Origin of the sequence: Rhodococcus sp. (in: high G+C Gram-positive bacteria), from assembly GCF_049299235.1 — a bacterium.
GTDB lineage: Bacteria > Actinomycetota > Actinomycetes > Mycobacteriales > Mycobacteriaceae > Rhodococcus.
Window position 1 is genome coordinate 1 of the sequence record NZ_JBAQXC010000312.1, and the last position, 17,456, is coordinate 17,456.

Genomic DNA, 17,456 nt, shown 5'->3' on the forward strand with positions numbered 1-17,456 from the left:
GACCCCCACAGTGCGCCGGTCGCCGCGAGGCTATCCGCCGCGGGTGAGCGACCGGATCCAGTCGGCCACCGAGCCCGGATCGGTGCCGCGCCCGCTCGGGTAGCCGCGATCTGCGGTGCGGTCACGCGGGACGCCGGGAACGGTGAACAGCTCCGTGGTCCCGTGCTCGCGCAGCAGCGGCCCGAACGGCTGACCCGTGACGTCGACACATGCGGTACCGCCGGGTCCGGCGACGCCGGCACCATCGGACCGGACCAGACGCAAGCGGACTTGCGTCAGGGTGCCCAGGTCGTCGATGCCCGGATCATCGCAGGTGAGGCAGGCGATGTCGCAGCCTGCGATGGGTCCGGACACGATCGGGATCCTTGTCGGTGGGTCGATCACCGCGTCATCGACGAGGCGAGGATGCGGCGTCGATCCTCGTCGGTGACCCCGACCCGGGAGTTGACGTCGGTGGCGTAACGCTGAGCCTCGGCAAGGGTCGGCCACGCATTGACCCGGATGTATCCGGCCGTATTTTCCTCCGCCGCGATCACCCAGTACCCGTCCGTATCCTGGTAGGACGCGTCGGCGTGCAGTGCGATACGAGATGCCATGGCAGTATGCCTTTCGATAGGGGTGCGCCCGCCACTGCCCGTGACGAACGGTGATCGCGACGGGGGGCGATCGCACCAGCCGAGCCGGGTTCGGCCGCGGTGGAGAGCGATGCCCCAGAACATCTATTCCAGTGTGGCAGAAACACATCCACGTTGTAGGTGGCTCGACGCGAGATGGGTGGCGGCGGCGCATCGGCCCGGCTGTGGCCCACCGGGAAACACCCGCGCTTCCTCTGAACGTGCGTGCGAAACCCGGCATGGGCCGGATCAAACACATTGGGGCACAACAAAAGATGACAAAATATGCACCGATCCCACGTGGGTGTCGATACCGACGATGCGCCCCTCACCGCCTCTGTTTCCGCCCACCGGCGAGCCGCGCCACAACGGCAGAAAGTCAACGCGCACAACCAGATATGATTCGATCGGATCCCCGATTCGGGGACATCGAATTCGCCGACCACACGCGAGGAGCACAGGCAGCGATGGCGCAACGTTCGCAGGCACGACCGAGCCGTGACTACACGGCCGAGGAGAAGGACACACTGATCGGCCCCGGAGTCACCCTGAACGCGATGCCGGCAACGGTGCACGGCCGGGACCACGACTTCGCCACCGTCACGCGCGCGGACAGGCTGTCGGCCGAGTTCGCGTGGGGAACCATCGAACATGCACGACGGGGAACAGGCGCCTTGTACACGTGATCCGGCCACGCCCCACCACTGCGGCCCGCGACCCCGCGGGGATGCGGTGTGTATGCCGATCAACGACAGTGACCTGCCCGAACCATCCGAAGAATCCCCCGACCGAAGGAAGATGCCCGTGCCACGCACCCTCGACAGCATCATCGACTGCCACCGCGCCGCCGAACAACGACGGAAGGCCGGCCTACCGATCTGGGAACACACGGTCGACGTCTCGGCGACTTTCGGCAACGACGATCTCACCTTCGAACGCAGACGCACCGCGATCGCCGCCGCACTCCGCGCGTCACGCTGGTATGCGTCCTGCGACGAGTGGTCGTTCCTCCACGAGATCGTCGAGAACATCGCCGATGCCGAGGATCCCGACATGTTCGATTCCTGGTGGGACGAACTCTACGATCTCGCCGACACCGACCGGGTCTGGATCAGAACCCGGTAGGCGGGTCCTGCCGGGATCGGCCGCGTCGATCGGCGGTGTCGGCGACAGCGACGACACCGGCCTCGCCGAATCGGTGAACGCCGCCAATACGAACGAGCGCGGCGTCAGCGGTCCCCATCTCTGCGATCCAGTCGAGCTGTCCCCGACGCTGCCCGTTCGCGTGGCGCGACTACTCGACGAGGACCGCGCCGCACCGTGTGACCGCACACGGCGCCACGCCACCGTGCAGAGGCCGGACATCGATCAGGCAGAGGCGTTGAACACCATCGACCCTACGCGCGGCGCGTGGCGCGCAGGATCGTCTCGCGGGCGAACGATCCATCGCCCGGGTAGCCGACCGCTCGAGTTGGACCCGATGCCGTCATGAACTTGTGCGCAGCAGCCCGGTCACGCCGGCGAGCAGGATCGCGGTGAAGATCCAGGCGAGAACGCGGAGCGTCGGGATCCCGGCTTGCACCCACCACGGTGCGTCGGCGCTGACGGTCCAGTCGGGGCGGACGGTGCCGGTCGCGGCGGGGATGACGCCCGTGAGGGCGTAGCTGAACGAATCCAGGCACGGGTACTGCGGATGTGTCGCGCAGTCGTCGGCCCCGGTGATCGTCCTCGACTGCTCCACCTCGACCCGTGACCCGTCGCCGCCGGTGGTGTCGACGGCGACGGTGATCACGGTGGCGTCATCGCCGGGGTTGGTGGGAACGAAATGCTCACGGCTCACCTCGACGAGCACGAACCCGACCACGAGTGCCACGACGAGCCACAGGGCGGCACGTATCGGGTAGTAGCCGTGTCCGGCGACCGCCCGGTACGTCCAGCGTTGCAGTTTCGAGCGCCAGGGCGCGGCCCTGGTGACGTTGTTCGCGGCGGTGAAACGCAGCCGGCGGGCCTCGGCGGGGTGTCCGTTGCGTTCGTACACCGCGGCCAGGGCATGCCACGGCTGCGGACTGACATCCCGGACCTGCGCGCGGGAGAGCCAACGGGTCGCGGCGACGTGGTCGGTGCGGATACGCCCTTCGATGTCGCCGATCTCCCACCCGGTCGCGACCACCGGATACTGCGGTTCCCGGTCGGCGGGGGTGTTCAGATGAGCGATCTTGGTGTGGGGCAAATTGACGGCGGTGGGGCCTTCGACAGGTAGAGACAACTCGCGGACAGCCGCACTGTCGAGGTCGATCACCAGGAGGCCGATCTCGGAAGACCGCGGTCTCGCGTCACGGAGGTCGAGATGGTTTTCGAAGCGCGCTCTGCGCGCCGAGATCACACCGTCGGCACAGAATTCCGAGACGACCCCAAGACCCGCGCTGCCATTCATGGCCAAGAGTGCGCCGGTGATGGTGGCGCCGTCGAGAGCAAGAACGTGGTCTCCAGGGTTGCGGAGGTGGGAGCCTCTCAGATCGAGTTGACCGTTGATAGTGGCGTCTACCGCGCGGATGATGCCGTCGGTAATGATGTGAGTAGAGACGATGTCGCCGGTGACGGTAGCGCCGTCGAGCTTGAGGACGTCTCGACCAGGATTGTTCAGGTGGGAGTTGACCAAGCTGAACTGGCCGCTGATGGTGGCGCCGAGCGCAGAGATCTCGCCGTCGGTGACGATGCGGCGGGCGAAGAATCCACCAGTGACGGTGCTGCGGTTGAGGGCGAGAACACGACGCCCGGGGTTGTGCAGGCGCGCGCCGCACAGGTCGAGTTGGCCGTTGATGGTGGCGTCGAGCGCGGAGACCTCCCCGTCGGTGACGATGCGGCGGGCGAAGAATCCACCAGTGATGGTGGCGTTGTGCAGGGACAGGACCTCGTGTCCGGAGTTACGCAAACAAGCATTGTCCAAGTCGAACTGACCGTTGATGGTGGCGCCGATCGCGCGGATCTCGCCGTCGGTGACGATCCGGTCGACGACAAGTGCGCCGGTGAGGGCGGCGTTGTCGAGGGCGAGGACATCACGCCCGGGGTTGTGCAGCTGCGCGCCATGCAGATTGAGTTGGCTGTTGATGGTGGCGTCCAGCGCGCAGATGGCACCGTCGGTGGTGATGTGGCGGGCGACGAGTCCCCCGGCGATGGTGGCGTTGTGGAGGGACAGGACGTCACCTCCGGAGTTACGCAGGCGGGCGTACTCGAGGTCGAGTTGGCCGTTGATGGTGGCGCCGATCGCGTGGACCTCGCCGTGGGTTGTGATGCGGTCGGCCAACAGTCCCCCCGCGATGTCCGCCTCGTCGAGGTCCACAGACCGAAGATGCGATCCCGAGAGCGTCAGCTGCCGCAGGCTCACATTGGCCAGATTCAACGGTCGGTCGATCCGGCATCGGACCAGATGTAGCGGGCGATCGAACGTGATGTGCGCGAAGTCGACGTCACCGGTGATCCGGGCTCCGACGATACGGAGACCGCCGGGGGCGAATTTTGTGTGGTCACCGGTGAGGACCTCCCGGATCGCGCGCGCGGGGATGTGCCGGTCGGCCGGCCACCGGTCGGCGGTCGCCGGGTCGTACAGGTGCGCCGGCACCCCCGATCGTAGATCCACGATCGTTCCGCGCGTGGCTGCCTCAACCAACCGTGTGACCCACAGCGCGCGGACGTCCTTGTCGCTCATCGGCTCATCATCGGTGATCGCACAGATACGACGAGCAGAGGGCTGCCGGCGGCGAGAGCACCGCGGCCGAGTTCGGTTCGGTCCTCGACACGTTCGGGTTCGGACGCTCGGCCGTCGCGGTCACGCCGAACCGGGACATCTCATCGGCCCAGCACAAACGCCTTGTTGCCGCGCGCGGCGCCGTTGCGGTACATCTGAACCCTCGTGCTGCGGTGGCCGGTGGCGATAGGGCGCAGGCAGCAACGCCGCCGGTATCGAGGCGGGCCGGCGGTAGTCGCGTGGGGTGCAGACCGGCCGAACTCACCTGACCACCCGCATCCGTGATGCGGCACTAGTTCACCACCGGCGCCGTCGACGACGTACGAGCACCGTGGCCACCGAGGCGCTCGCGACCGAGAACATCACCCTCGGCACTCAACTGCACGCTCAGCTCGCCGCCGCCGACGACGACGAGACCGATCAGCACACCCAGATCGACGAAGCCCGAACCGCACTGCGCGCCACCATCGACCACATCGAACACGGCGCCGACTGACCACACTCGCCAGGAAAACCGACCGCTTCGACGAGCAACCCGCCGAATCGTAGCGGCGCGCCGCCCTCGAACAAGACCGCGCCCGCCGCGCCGTCGACACGGCAGCGCGCGGCGAAGCCGGCGTAGACGAGCGCTGCTCCGGCGAGCATCGATCCGGCCCTCGAGTTCGTCGCCGACGCTAGGGCGACTGCGGCACGTCACCGAGGTGCGATCAGGTGCGAGGTGTCGCTCGCACGATCTGGACGGCGTCGCCGTCGAGCAGTAGCCGGTCGACGGCGTCGCCGGTGGATTCACCGGCTGCGGCCGGCCCCTCGGAGGTCGGTGCCAGTGTCAGGTGGAACGGTGCCAGCGCATTCCGGATCCGATCGGGAACACCTTCGTGGTCCGCGACTTCCTCCGGGCCGATGCTCAGGGCGAGCCGGGTTTCGCGGGGCGCCGCGATACCCGTGTACCAGGCCCCGGCGATGCCGTCGAGGTCGTTCTCGGCCAGCGCTGTCGTGGCGCGGTCGAACCGATCGACGGTGCCCAGGTACTGGGTTACGACGTCGCGACTGAAGGCACTGCTCAACGCGCGCGCGACTTCGGCAGCGGAGGTTCCGCGGCGGAATTCGTCGGTCATCAGGCGGACCAGCTCGATTTTGGCGGCGTGGAAGTTCTCCAACTCGATCGCGATGTCCATGGCCGAACCCTAGCTTTCACACTGAAAGCAGTGTGTACGGAAATCAGTGCTATTGCGATTCATGGGGGGTGTGCCAGCTGCCGTGACCGCGCAACGAGTCGACGTCCCACGCTGGCCGGATCGTGCAGGCACGAACCCGGCAGGCACGAACCCGGCCGGTGTGGGCATCGGATTCGGCGGACATCGGTGTCGACGACCAGGGCAGAGCGTCGGTGCCGGTCTACCCGAACAGTGGCGGTTTTGCCCTTCCGATAGGAGTTCGACCGGGGTCTGCGACTCGGCGCATCGTCGCCCGCGTCCGGGGCCGGGACCGGGACCGGGAGCATCGTGAGGTGATGATCGCCCGTCGCGGCGCCCGTCACGATGTTCGACCCGTGCCGACCGACGGACGGGGCACCTGTAATTCCTGCGCCGCGGCCTCACCTGGCTGTTCAGAGCGCTCTTTTGTCGTATCCGGGTGGGTGGCCTGTCCCGTCCCATACGATCGCCGCTGCCATCGCTGCGTGATATGCCGTGTGCATGGTTCGGGGGTTGCCGGCCGAGTCGACGCCATGCCCGAAATAGCAGTATCCCGAGTCGTATCGCAGGTGTTTCGATCCGTCGCGGTCGATCGGCGATTTCAGTACGCGATAGTTGAACATCATCTTCACGACGTCGATGCAGAAGGTGCCGTCGGGATCGGTTTTGATGCACCATCCACCGTCGATGTCCTCGAGGTGAAGATCGGAGGGAGTGTTCATGCGGTGTGCCTCCTCGATAGGGCGGTAGGTCCGCGGGTCTCCGACACGATGGCGAGTGTGTTCGAGGTCCTGCGGTGAGATCGGAGTCGGCCATGCGGGCGGCGGGGCCGACGCGCGATACCGGACGGGTTGTGCGGGTGCTGTCGCCGCGTACGTCGGACGCGGATCAGACGTGGCCGGGCCGATCGCCGGCGGGTAGCAAAGATGTGACACGGGAAGAGACGGCGATCCGCTCCGCGGTACCGCGTGCGAGAGTATCGGTTCCGTTTCCGCTGAGCGAGTAGTACTTTCGTGGTGGTCCGGACGGCGAAGGACGCGTTTCGAGGTGATGAGGCCGGCCTTGTCGAGGCGTGTCAGCAGCGGATACGTCGAGCTGCTCGCGACGAGAAGGTCTTGTTCGGCCAACCGTTCGGTGAGTTCGTACCCGTACACCGGCCGTTCCCGCAGCAGTGTTATCAGGCACAGATCCAGGACGCCCCGCAGTATCACGCTTCGACGTTCGACTGTCATGTTGAACATGATGCGTTGTGGTGGTGCAGCAGCAGGTACCGCGAACTCCTATGTCGACGCACTCGGGGCGCCGGTGCAGAACGCGAGAGCAACCGCCGCAGACGCCGAGTACGCGCGATCGACAACCATCGGTCGGCGAATTCGCCGTGCCATCGCGATCCTCCGGGCGTCCGCGCACGTGCTGCTACCGGGCACCCGCCGATCCTCGCCGCCGGCAGGGATCGTCAGGACCGCGCTTCGGTGGCGTAGTTGCTCGATCCGTCACCGCCGAGGTCGGTGTAGTTGCGCAGCCCGTCGGCTGGGCCGCCGCGCCAGGTCTGCGGTGAGCCAGGGCTGCTGGGAGCGTCGGGCGCAGCAGGGTCGGTGGACAACCACGCCCAGAGGTCACCCTCGACCTCGTGGACTGCGACGCCGTCGACAAGGAAGAGTTCGGAGTTTCCACCGAACCCGTAGTCGTCGAAGTACTCCCACACGCAGATCAATGTGACACCGGTGGCGTCGCGAATCCGGTCGATCGCGACATCGATGTCGTCCGAGGTGTATCCGTCGGAGAACCGTCCGGCCAATTCGTCGAAAAGTTCGTTCATTGCTGACGCTCCGTTCCTGTGCGGTCGTCGCGGGCTCGCCGTGGACGACCGGAGTTCGGCTGGGATGCTCACGACGGCCACGTGTTGCGCACCGCATAACCGTCGTGTGTGCAGGCATGTTCGACGGGCGTGCCGTGGTGTTCGAGCAGCCACGTCACCGCGGCGCTTTCGCTGTCGAGGGGATCCGAGGCGGGTATCCCGTCACGGAACACCTGCCATGTCTCGCTGGGCTCCCAGCCGTCGGCGTGCAACTCGTCTGCTCGGCCGATGAAGGTGGTCGTTCCCCGGGAATTCCGGAATCTGATATCGAGTACGGTGCCGTTGCGCTCGATGGCAACCATGGATTCACCCGTCCCTTCTGGTTCGTGTCCTGATTTTGTGGGCTGTGACGCGGTGCCACCTGGGCCCCGCAGTACCGCGCGCTGGGATCAGTGCCCCGTTTCAACTACGCGACAACGATTCCAATAGTGCTGCACAGCACTGTGTTACGTGCTCTCCGAGAGTATCGGGTGACGTCGTCTCGTGGGCGGCCACGCCGCGCCGCGTCCTCGTCGCCGAGGTCGTGTCGCCCGGGCGGGACCGCGCGCGGGTATGTGGGGGTCGGCTCCGGGCGCTGTGTGTTCCCGGTGCGTCTTCAACGCCGACACGCGGGCCGCGTGCCTCGTCCGGTGGGGGAGGACCCGTCCGCACACTCGATCGGGTCGTGGAAGTCGACAGGTGATTGTGGAGCGCCGGGATTCTCGTGAGTCCCGCCGGGTGTGGCAGTGAAGGCGCCGGTGCACCCTTCTCGGTTCGCCGAGAATGCGGTGCTGTCGCGGCGTGAGGGGGTGGGGCAGTCGCGGTGGCGATGTGTCGCCGAGCGTCGGCGTCGCGCGGGTGGAGTCGGGTCTGCCGGAGGTGACCCGGCCGCAGTTCTGCTCGCGCGGTGGAGCTTACTTGTGGTGTGGGCGGCGGGCAGTTCGTGTCCGGTCGGTTGCTGCGCGTTGCGGGTTGCCGGCGGCGCGCCGCGACGGTGTCCGCGGTGTCTGTGGGGTTTTCGGTGTGCGGGATCGGCGGGTGGGGACGGGCGCGGCCGGTGGTGTGGGACGGCCGAAGAGTGTGGTGGCGAGGTGGGGGCGGGGGCTGGTGTGCAGTGAGATGAGGGCGTCCGGTTCGCGGTATGCGGCGTGCGCGATGAGCCCGAACATGAGCAGTGTGGTGAGCATCGAGGTGCCGCCGGCCGAGATCAGGGGCAGTTGCAGGCCGGTGATGGGGAGTAGACCGATCACATAGCCGATGTTGACGGTGGCCTGTACGACGATCCAGGTGGTGGCGACTGCGCTGATCATGCGGTGGAACGGGTCGGTGGAGAGCAGGGCGATGCGCAGGCCGACCCATCCGAGGGTGGCGAAGAGTCCGGTGACGGCGAGTGCGCCGATGAGCCCGAGTTCTTCCCCGATGACGGCGAAGATGAAGTCGTTGTACGCCTGCGGTAGGTAGCTCCACTTCGCGTCGGATTGGCCGAGCCCTTTCCCGAGGACTCCACCGTTGGCGAGGGCGTAGGTGGCTTGGGTTCCTTGGTAGTTCAGCCCTTGCGGATCGAGGGTGGGGTTCAGGTAGGCGCGGATGCGGTCCGAGCGGTAGCCCACCGTGACGGTGAAGACGACGAACCCGAGGACACATCCGGCGGCGATGCTCGAGATCGTTCGGGTTCGGAATCCGCCGTACCAGAGGACCGACATCAAGATGATGCCGAGGGTGACGGCTGTGCCGAGGTCACGTTGGAGGACGACGAGAACGAGAACCGCGGCGTTGGCCACCAGAACTGCGCGGAGGACGGTGTCGACGTCGGTTCGGGATTCGTGGGTGCTCGCGATGATGTGCGCGCACCAGATGACCAGGGCGACCTTCGCGAATTCGGAGGGTTGGAAGGACACGGAGCCGATGGGGATCCAGCTTTGTGCGCCGTACTGCTCGGAGCCGATTCCGGGAATGAGCACCAGGATGAGGGCGACGAAGGATGCGATGAGCAGCCACGGGGCTGCCCGCCGGAGCACGGTGGTGGGCAGCCGCACGGTCATGACGAACAGCAGTGCTCCACCGGCGGCGTAGACGGCTTGGGGAAGGAACCGGGCGTACGGGGACCCGGTGTTGAGCAGTGACTCGATGCTCGACGAGGACAAGACCATCATCAGGCCGAGCACGGTCAGGATGGTGGTGATGCCCACGACGATCTGGAAGTCGATCAGTGGTCGTGTGAGCAAGGAATCGATTCGGGATGTCTTGGTGTGCTGGCGGTTTCGATGTTCGGTGGTGTTCTTCGGTGCTGCGCGGTCCGGCGCGGTATCAGGGTCGGGCGTCGAGGTTCTCCTTGTGCGTGGGGTGGTGCGAATGGTGGGGTTCACCGTTCGATGGTCCCACGCGCGGGGGGTGCATCGGCCGCGCCGAGGTTCCCCCGCTGGTGTGTCGCGGCGGCGGGTGGGTCGCGCCCGGTGGCCGGCAGTGCCAGTGGACGCCGCGGCGCTCCATGCTGTCGCGGCCGGCCTCGGCATATCCGAACGTGGTGGGCCGCCCGCACGGCGCGTCCACGGGAGGGCCGGTTCGGCGTCCGCCGGCAACCTTCCCGGTCGTGACGCTCGAACCGGAACGCTCGGATAAGTGAAATGATCTGTGTACCAACGGTAAAGCATCGTCGATGCGAGGGTGGGTCCGTCTCCGGTAGGAGCACCGAACCCGGGCGGTCGGCGACGACGGAGGGGGACAGTGTGACGACACCGTATCGGGTGGCTCCCCGGCGGGGGGGATCGGCCCAGTGGCATCGACCGTCGGTTGGATGCCCGCGGCGATACCGGCCACGTCGGGCAGGACCGGTGGCAGCGCTCGCGGAGGGGGCACTGTGTGATCGCCGGGGTGTCGATGGCCGACCATCGGGAAGTCGGTGATCGGTGATGACAGGTGCGGCGTCCCCCGAGGAGGGCGAAACCTACACCGCTGTCGTGGAGCTCGATGATCACGCGAACGCGAGAACGGTGATCCTCCGGGACGGCGATGCGATGAGGATGGCCGAAATCGACGGGTCGTTCGACGAGAATGTGCTGGCCCGGCACGGATACCGATTCGTTTCCGGCCCGAGTTGGCGCGCGGTGGTCGAACCGGTGGGGAGCGCCGGTGAGTGAGGCCGAGCGCCGCGCCGTCCGTCGGCGGATCCCGGCTGCGGGTTCGTCGTGTGGATCCTCACCCGAACTGCGCCGGAAGCATGTGTGCGAGCCGGACGCGCTGTTCGTCGGTCAACGTCGATGGACGCAGCGACGCCAGCCACGCACCGATCTTCACCCGGCGACCGGATGCGGGGTCGTCGACGGTGGCGGAGGCGAGAACCTGCGGGATCCGGGTCAGTGTCACGTACCGCTCGACCAGATCGAGTTTGGTCTCGACCGTAAGTCCGGCCGGTCGCGGCGACGATGTCCAACTCCACCCGTCGAGGACGGGGTCGTTGTCGAACAACGCGACGATCTGTTTCGGTACGCGGCCGGCCCGATGGGCGGCGCGCAGTGCGGCGACACGCTGCCCGAGGGGGTAGCCGTTGTGGGAGTGGGCATCAGGAACAACCAACCCGGGGCGGGGGTCGACCGAGTTCCCACGCAGTGCCTGCTCGCGCAGTGCGTGGTGGACCCGAATCCAGCCGCTGGTGGTGCGGCGCACGATCGCGAGGGAAAACCCGTCGACCAGGTTCTCCGGCAGTCCGCTGGTGTCGAACCGGATGCGGGTGGACGATTCGGAGATGGGGGCGCCGGTGTCGAGTGCCCGACGGAGGGTGGCCAGGGATTCGAAGATCACCGAGTCCTCCTCGGCGAGGACCGTGAGGATCTGCCACACCGCAAGGTAGCGGGTGCGTGCGACCCGGTCCTCGGTGCTGGCGCGGTCACCGGGGCGATGCAGGACCGGAATGATGATCACGGCGGCCCGGTGGTTCCCTTGGGGGTGCCGGCGCAGCGCGCGGCCGACGATCTGGATGATGTCGGGTGTGCTGGTGCGGGGGCCGGCGAACATGACGGCATCGAGCGCCGGCACGTCCACACCTTCGGCGAGGACGCGGCAGTTCGACACCACGACAAGTTCGTCTCCCGGATCCGACAGTGCGTTCAACGCCTGTGTCAGATGTCGCGGATCGCTTCCGCCGTCGACGTGGAAGACCCGCACAGTGCGTCCGGCCGATGCGGCCAGGGCGCGGAACTGGGCGGCCCATGCGCGGGAGGTGTCGATCCTGTTGTGGAAGACCATCACCGACTTCAGGTCGGGGTGGGTGTCGGCGGCGCGGAGCAGCGCCAACTGCGCCGCCGCCGAGATCGGGTCGAGCCGGTGATCGTCGGCCTCGCCCTCGAGGATCGCCAGTGCGGCGGCCTCGTCGACTGCGACGGTGGCGATCCGGTAGTCGGACAGCCGCCCGGCGGTGATCGCCTCCCGCAGCGTCAGCGGGGCGATGGCAGGTCCGTAGTCGAGGACCGAGGTCATCGACAGGACCTCGACCGGTTCGATGTCCGAGTCGGCAGGGGATTCGAGCTCGGTGGGCACGCTCACCGCCCGGACCGTCGCCGTGGCGAACAATCGTCGTCGGGCCGGAAGGAGATCGTTGTCGACCGGCAGCGCCCACGCCTTGTCGCTCGTGCCGGCGGTGCGGTGCGCTTCGTCGCAGATCAGCAGATCCCAGATCACCGCGGACGTCGCGGTCGCTGCCGCCACGGTCGCCGCCGACGCGTAGGTCGACACCACCAGCGTCGTTGCGGTGCCGGTCAGCAGCGCGGCGAGCGCGTCGGGGTCGGTGGTGACGGCGACCCCCAGTGAACGCGCGGCTGCCGCGGTGTCGACATCGTCGGCGACGAGTGCGTCGGCGGCGTCGAAATCGCCGGGGTCGGTAGCACGTTCACCGCACACCGCGACGAAACGGGCGTGCGGCCGGGCTCGCCGTAAGACCCGGGCGGTCTGCACGAGCAACCGTACCGTCGGGACGAACACCACCACGTGACCGAGATCGTCGTCGAGGTCGTCGAGGAGCGCCGCCATCACCACGGTCTTGCCGGTTCCGCAGGGCATCGACAGTGTGGCGCGGGGATGGCCGCGTTCGAAAACACCCCGGATCTGCTCGAGTGCTTCCTGCTGGAATCGGTCCAGCGTCGCCGTGGTCGCCGTGGTCGCCATGACCGAGACGATAGCCGACCAGGACGGTCACCAACACTCGTCAAATAAATCATGTTATGTTTGGCCGATGGACCTGCTCAACGAGCCGTGGATCGACGTATTCACCCATGACGGACCGGCGACGGTGAGTCTGCTCGACCTCGCACGCAACCTCGGTGACATCATCGACGTTGTCTCCGGGGATCCCCTCGAGGACGCGGCGATCCTCCGGATGCTCATGGCTGCCGATCTCGTCAGCGACGGGCAGATCGCAGGCTGGCTGACCGAGACGCGCGGCGCATGGAATCTCTTCGACAGCGCCGCGCCGTTCTGGCAGAACCCGCAGCTCCGCGAGCACCTCGGGGACCGCAGTATCGGTCCGGCGGTGACGCTGTCGTACCGGAACGCCGGGAACGGCAGCGTCCTGCTCGACCACCACCACAACGAAACCGGCCTGCGGTCGACGCCGGCCGCCGCAGCCCGCGCCCTGATGATGCGACAACAGTTCTCCGTCGGAGGAATCCAACCGTTCCCGGAGAAGATCTACGGCGTCAAATCGGCGAAAGCTGCTGTGGCCGCATCGAGACCGTTCGTCTGGATCGACGCGGGAAACCTCGCCGCGACGCTCACCGCGAACCGGACATCCGGGCCGACCGGAACGTTCCACCACACCTGGATCGGCGGCCGTCCAGGTCGGGACGGGGCACACGGCGGTCAAGCCGACGCACTGACCTGGCAAGCACGATCGGTTCTGCTGATCCCCGACGCGGACGGCTACGTCACCGGCGTATCGATCACCGAAGGTAGCCGCTACGGCGACCACACCGACCCGCACCTGATCCCCCACACCACCTACACCCGGCAGAAGAAGAACGACCCGCACACCGCGTGGACCGTCCACATCGACCGCCCCGGATGGCGTCAACTGCTGACCGCCGTCGCCGACCCCACCGCCCCCGGCGTCCTGGCCGCGGACCCCCCCGCCGGCACCAGAATTCGACTGGCAGGGCTGGCATCGCTCAAATCGCGGATCGACGGCCCGGTCACCGGATCGTTGCCGGCACCCCACATCAGCCGCGCCGACACCGCCGCGCTCGGCACCGCCATCGCCGACACCCGCAAATACATCATCGGCCGCGTCATCGCCGCCGGACGCATCGCCGCCCCGTCGTCGAACCCGACCGCGCCCGGTGCATGGTGGAAACGGCTGGCACCGACCAACACCCGATGGAACAGCGACGTCGAGCCGGTGGTGCGCCGCGCACTCACCGGGGAAATCTCGATACCCGACGCGGTCGACGCACTGCACGCACACGCCGACCGGTACATCGACGAGGTCGCTGCCGCTCTCGCATCGACGTCACCGGCCGCCACTGCCGCGGCGACCACCCCGCCCACCACCAGGAAAGAAGGGGCGAACCCCCGATGACCGAACCCGCGACCGATGCCACCTCCCCGATCGATCGGTACCTCCGGCACCTGACCGCCGCCGCATACTCGAACGACCCCGGAATCCGGCGACTACGGACCTGGCGTCCCGACGGCGCGGTGTCCACCGACGTGCTGAGGCTGACCGCCGCCGCCGGCGACGACCAGTGGATCCCGTGGGCACTGACCGGGAAACTGTTCGCGTACTGGAACTTCGGGCGCAGCACCGTCCGCTACGGCAGACCCGGCACCGGGCTCGGACACGCGCTGCGCAGCATCGGGCAGCCCGGCGCCCGAGGACCCCGCAACCCCGGCGCCGTCCGGCTACTGAACCGCCTGCTCACCGTGAACAGCGACCAGGAGTTGGCGGACGCCCTCGACGCGATCGGCAGGCATCTCCGCTCCGTCGACCACCCCCCACACTGGGCCACCATCGCCGCCGAACTCGAAGCATGGCGAGACCCCTCGACACGCACCGACGTTCACGTCTCGTGGGCCCGCCAGTTCAACACCTGGCACGCCGACACCGTCGACGACACCGATCCGGCCCCCACCACATCCTGACACCCCCCATTCCGATCGAAGGGCACCGCGCATGACCGACACTCTCTCCCCGTTCCTGGCCCTGCACGTTCTGCAGGCAGTACCGTCGTCCCTGCTCAACCGCGATGACGTCGGCGCGATCAAGAAGATCACCTTCGGCGGTGTCCCCCGGGTCCGCGTCTCGAGCCAATCCTGGAAACGTGCGATCCGTACCGGCATCCGCACCACCGCCATCGACGGCGGAAGTTTCGGCCTGCGCACCACACGCTTCCCGAAGCTGACCGCAGACGTCCTCTCCACCGACCACACCCTCGACCCGCACCGCGCCGCCGCACTGACCGCTGCCGTGTTCACCGGTCTCGGACTCAAAGCCAACGAGAAGACCGGCAACACCGCCGTGGCAGTGTTCGCCTCCGAGCACCTCCCTCGCCGCGTCGCCGCCGCCATCGCCGAACACGACACCGACTTCACCTTCGACGAGAAGAACGGCGTCGTCGTCCCCCCCGCGGTCCTGGCCGCCGCCCGCGCCGCCCTCGACGTCGACGCCACCGTCGACCTCGCCCTGTTCGGCAGGATGCTCGCCGAAATCCCCGCCGGCAACGTCGACGGCGCAGTATCGGTCGCGCACGCCTTCTCCGTCGATCCTCTCGCCCTCGAAGCCGACTTCTTCACCACCGTCGACGACGCCGCCGATGTCGGCGAACCAACATCGGTGATGCTCGACACCGTCGACCTCGCCGCACCCACCCTGTACCGGTACGTCGAACTGGACCGCCGACAACTACGCACCAACCTCGCTGCCGCATCCACCGACCCCAACATCATCGAAAACCTGGCACTGGCAGCCGAAGCCGCATTCGTCGAATGGACCATCCGCTCCCTACCGTCCGCCAAGAAACGATCCTCGGCAGCACACACCCTGCCGATCCTCGTCCTCGCCGACACCGGCACCGCCGTCTACTCACTCGCCGACGCATTCTCCCCGGCAATCCGCGGACACCACGTTGCCCTCGACGCCGCCACCCGACTTCTGCGCCACTCCGCCGCAGCACGCACCTTCACCCACGGAGCCACCACCGCACTGGCCATCAACCCCACGATCGGCGACAGCCTCAACCCGACCGGCCTCCACCGCGCCACCGACCTCGACGACTTCATCAACAAGATCCGCCGATGAACACCGCCACCGTCACCTTCCGCCTGGCAGGACCCCAACAAGCCTGGTCCGTACAGCAACGCCGCGCACACCGACCCACCCAGGACCACCCGACCAAATCAGGAGTCATCGGCCTGATCGCGAACGCACTCGGCCGAGACCGCTCAGACGACATCTCCGACCTGACCGCCCTGCAAATCGGCGTCCGAACCGACAAACCAGGAACAATCGAAACGGACTACCACACAAGCGGATCCGGAGAATTCCCACTCCTCCCCGCCGAAATTCTCGCTGACCCGGCACTGACACGAGCCGCCGCCAAAGGACTACGACCCGACCGCGCCTACGCCGCCCCGAAAAACATCGGACGCGACAGCAAAGGCACCCTCGTCGGTAAACGCGACAACGCGATCCTGACCACCGACGAATACCTCGCCGACGCCGAATTCACGATCGCCCTGACCGGACACACCGACCTCGTCGAACAGATCGCAGCCGCACTGACAGCACCCGCCCGGAGCCTGTACCTGGGCCGCCGCGCCTACCCACTGTCCAAACCACCGAACCCCCTCCTCCACCCCCACGACAACCCGGCCGCAGCGCTCGGCGCCACCGCAACAGGCCCCACCTGGATCGAAGAACCCCCCACCAGGGAAGCGCACCGGAACCACAACACTCACATCGTCGTCGACCAACCCACCCGATTCGACCACCGACGCTACGTAGGCCGACTCGAAACACGACACGCCCCGAAAGAAACGGAATCGACAAGCAACACCACCGACTTCTTCACCCCGGAAGAGCACCCATGACCACCACCGAACCGACAACGGCATTGCACACCTCCTACCTGACACTCGACGCTCGGCACAGCACCGTCCGCGCCGCCGCCGTCGATGCACACCTGATGCACCGACTCATCATGTCCGGCTGGCGGACCGCGATACTCCCCACCGACAGCACCCCACGAACACACCTCGACGTCCTGTACGCGATCGACCGGGGACCCGCCCACCAGCTGAGAGTCGTCGCACAAGCCAACACTGCACCCGAATGGAACTTCGACACCGGAATCCTCATCGGAACAGTCGAGCATCGAATCCGCACAGCACCACTGACCGGAACGATCAACTTCCAACTGACCGCCGCACCAACAAAATCGATCCCCTCCACTACTCGACACGCCGACGGGACCAGACCCCGAGGAAAGCGCGTCCCTGCGCCGGCCACCGAATACGAGCGATGGGCGCAACGAGCACTCGCCCGCGCAGGACTCGACGTCCACACCCTCGACGTCCGCGTCAGATCCCGTATCGAAAGCGAACGAAAATCGCTGCCCCGACATCAACGTGCCACACCGAACGCGGTGTTCGCGCACACCACCGTCACCTACACCGGGACCGCCACTGTCACCGATCCGGACGCGCACCACAGCGCACTTCGGCGTGGAATCGGTCCAGCCAAATCCTATGGGTGCGGTCTGCTCCTCACCCGACCCAGCGCAAACCGATGACTCCAGCGAGATCACTTCTGGGAAACACCAGGTCACGTAGTCAACGCCCCGCACGCGCGGGGATCGCCCCACCTCACCGCGGGTGCGGACCGCGACAGTGTCCAACGCCCCGCACGCGCGGGGATCGCCCCTTCAGCTCGACGGTGGGCGCCGGGATCGCATTCAACGCCCCGCACGCGCGGGGATCGCCCCCCGATCGAACGGTTCGCGCGTCTGTCGGACGTCAACGCCCCGCACGCGCGGGGATCGCCCCGCTTCGAGTTCCTTCAAATTTGCGGTGCCGTGCAACGC

The 17,456-nt window shown here is 67.2% G+C and carries 18 protein-coding genes and 1 pseudogene; 9 read left to right on the plus strand and 10 right to left on the minus strand.

Annotated features, from left to right (window positions below):
- Nucleotides 1–30: 30 nt before the first annotated feature.
- Complete coding sequence (locus tag WAX14_RS19255) at nt 31–354, minus strand: hypothetical protein (RefSeq protein WP_422629652.1); 324 nt, start codon at nt 352–354, stop codon at nt 31–33.
- Between the two features lie 26 nt (nt 355–380).
- Nucleotides 381–596 (minus strand): hypothetical protein, encoded by a 216-nt coding sequence (locus tag WAX14_RS19260; RefSeq protein ID WP_422629653.1) that lies wholly within the window; start codon nt 594–596, stop codon nt 381–383.
- A gap of 485 nt (nt 597–1,081) precedes the next feature.
- Here WAX14_RS19260 and WAX14_RS19265 point away from each other — a divergent pair, with 485 nt between their 5' ends.
- A complete protein-coding gene (locus tag WAX14_RS19265) occupies nt 1,082–1,300 on the plus strand; it encodes a hypothetical protein (protein WP_422629654.1) in 219 nt (72 codons plus the stop codon).
- Between the two features lie 118 nt (nt 1,301–1,418).
- Nucleotides 1,419–1,739: a hypothetical protein gene (locus WAX14_RS19270; RefSeq protein WP_422629655.1), complete on the plus strand. Its 321-nt coding sequence runs from the start codon at nt 1,419–1,421 to the stop codon at nt 1,737–1,739.
- 361 nt (nt 1,740–2,100) lie between these two features.
- On the opposite strand, the gene WAX14_RS19275 is transcribed toward WAX14_RS19270, so the two are convergent.
- Nucleotides 2,101–4,320: a hypothetical protein gene (locus WAX14_RS19275; RefSeq protein WP_422629656.1), complete on the minus strand. Its 2,220-nt coding sequence runs from the start codon at nt 4,318–4,320 to the stop codon at nt 2,101–2,103.
- Between the two features lie 370 nt (nt 4,321–4,690).
- Here WAX14_RS19275 and WAX14_RS19280 point away from each other — a divergent pair, with 370 nt between their 5' ends.
- Nucleotides 4,691–4,855, plus strand: a complete 165-nt coding sequence (locus WAX14_RS19280) for a hypothetical protein (RefSeq protein WP_422629657.1) — start codon at nt 4,691–4,693, stop codon at nt 4,853–4,855.
- A gap of 211 nt (nt 4,856–5,066) precedes the next feature.
- Here the strand turns inward: WAX14_RS19280 and WAX14_RS19285 are convergent, their stop codons facing one another.
- From WAX14_RS19285 to ftsW, 6 genes and pseudogenes are all read right to left on the minus strand, one after another.
- Nucleotides 5,067–5,534, minus strand: coding sequence for a hypothetical protein (locus WAX14_RS19285; protein ID WP_422629658.1), 468 nt, complete (start codon nt 5,532–5,534; stop codon nt 5,067–5,069).
- A gap of 431 nt (nt 5,535–5,965) precedes the next feature.
- Entirely contained in the window at nt 5,966–6,274 is a 309-nt protein-coding gene (locus WAX14_RS19290) for a hypothetical protein (RefSeq protein ID WP_422629669.1), read from the minus strand.
- Between the two features lie 324 nt (nt 6,275–6,598).
- Nucleotides 6,599–6,793 (minus strand): annotated as a pseudogene (locus WAX14_RS19295) (PadR family transcriptional regulator); the annotation flags it as partial.
- 215 nt (nt 6,794–7,008) lie between these two features.
- The gene (locus tag WAX14_RS19300; RefSeq protein ID WP_422629659.1) at nt 7,009–7,371 is read right to left on the minus strand and encodes a hypothetical protein; all 363 of its coding nucleotides are present in this window, start codon (nt 7,369–7,371) and stop codon (nt 7,009–7,011) included.
- A 68-nt stretch (nt 7,372–7,439) separates the two neighbouring features.
- Entirely contained in the window at nt 7,440–7,712 is a 273-nt protein-coding gene (locus WAX14_RS19305; protein WP_422629660.1) for a hypothetical protein, read from the minus strand.
- 591 nt (nt 7,713–8,303) lie between these two features.
- The gene (ftsW, locus tag WAX14_RS19310) at nt 8,304–9,755 is read right to left on the minus strand and encodes a putative lipid II flippase FtsW (protein WP_422629661.1); all 1,452 of its coding nucleotides are present in this window, start codon (nt 9,753–9,755) and stop codon (nt 8,304–8,306) included.
- Nucleotides 9,756–10,298: 543 nt separating this feature from the next.
- On the opposite strand from ftsW, the gene WAX14_RS19315 reads away from it, so the two are divergent.
- Nucleotides 10,299–10,526: a hypothetical protein gene (locus WAX14_RS19315; RefSeq protein WP_422629662.1), complete on the plus strand. Its 228-nt coding sequence runs from the start codon at nt 10,299–10,301 to the stop codon at nt 10,524–10,526.
- 58 nt (nt 10,527–10,584) lie between these two features.
- On the opposite strand, the gene WAX14_RS19320 is transcribed toward WAX14_RS19315, so the two are convergent.
- Nucleotides 10,585–12,546 (minus strand): DEAD/DEAH box helicase family protein, encoded by a 1,962-nt coding sequence (locus WAX14_RS19320; RefSeq protein ID WP_422629663.1) that lies wholly within the window; start codon nt 12,544–12,546, stop codon nt 10,585–10,587.
- 67 nt (nt 12,547–12,613) lie between these two features.
- Here WAX14_RS19320 and WAX14_RS19325 point away from each other — a divergent pair, with 67 nt between their 5' ends.
- The 5 genes from WAX14_RS19325 to WAX14_RS19345 are packed head-to-tail and all read left to right on the plus strand — an operon-like array spanning nt 12,614 to nt 17,165.
- Nucleotides 12,614–13,954, plus strand: a complete 1,341-nt coding sequence (locus WAX14_RS19325; RefSeq protein ID WP_422629664.1) for a type I-E CRISPR-associated protein Cse1/CasA — start codon at nt 12,614–12,616, stop codon at nt 13,952–13,954.
- Nucleotides 13,951–14,517, plus strand: coding sequence for a type I-E CRISPR-associated protein Cse2/CasB (locus WAX14_RS19330; RefSeq protein ID WP_422629665.1), 567 nt, complete (start codon nt 13,951–13,953; stop codon nt 14,515–14,517). Before WAX14_RS19325 ends, WAX14_RS19330 begins: the two co-directional genes overlap by 4 nt.
- A gap of 31 nt (nt 14,518–14,548) precedes the next feature.
- The gene (gene cas7e, locus WAX14_RS19335) at nt 14,549–15,673 is read left to right on the plus strand and encodes a type I-E CRISPR-associated protein Cas7/Cse4/CasC (protein ID WP_422629666.1); all 1,125 of its coding nucleotides are present in this window, start codon (nt 14,549–14,551) and stop codon (nt 15,671–15,673) included.
- The gene (gene cas5 / locus WAX14_RS19340; protein ID WP_422629667.1) at nt 15,670–16,464 is read left to right on the plus strand and encodes a CRISPR-associated protein Cas5; all 795 of its coding nucleotides are present in this window, start codon (nt 15,670–15,672) and stop codon (nt 16,462–16,464) included. The genes cas7e and cas5 overlap by 4 nt, the downstream gene beginning before the upstream one ends.
- Entirely contained in the window at nt 16,461–17,165 is a 705-nt protein-coding gene (locus tag WAX14_RS19345; protein WP_422629668.1) for a type I-E CRISPR-associated protein Cas6/Cse3/CasE, read from the plus strand. The genes cas5 and WAX14_RS19345 overlap by 4 nt, the downstream gene beginning before the upstream one ends.
- Nucleotides 17,166–17,456: the final 291 nt, after the last annotated feature.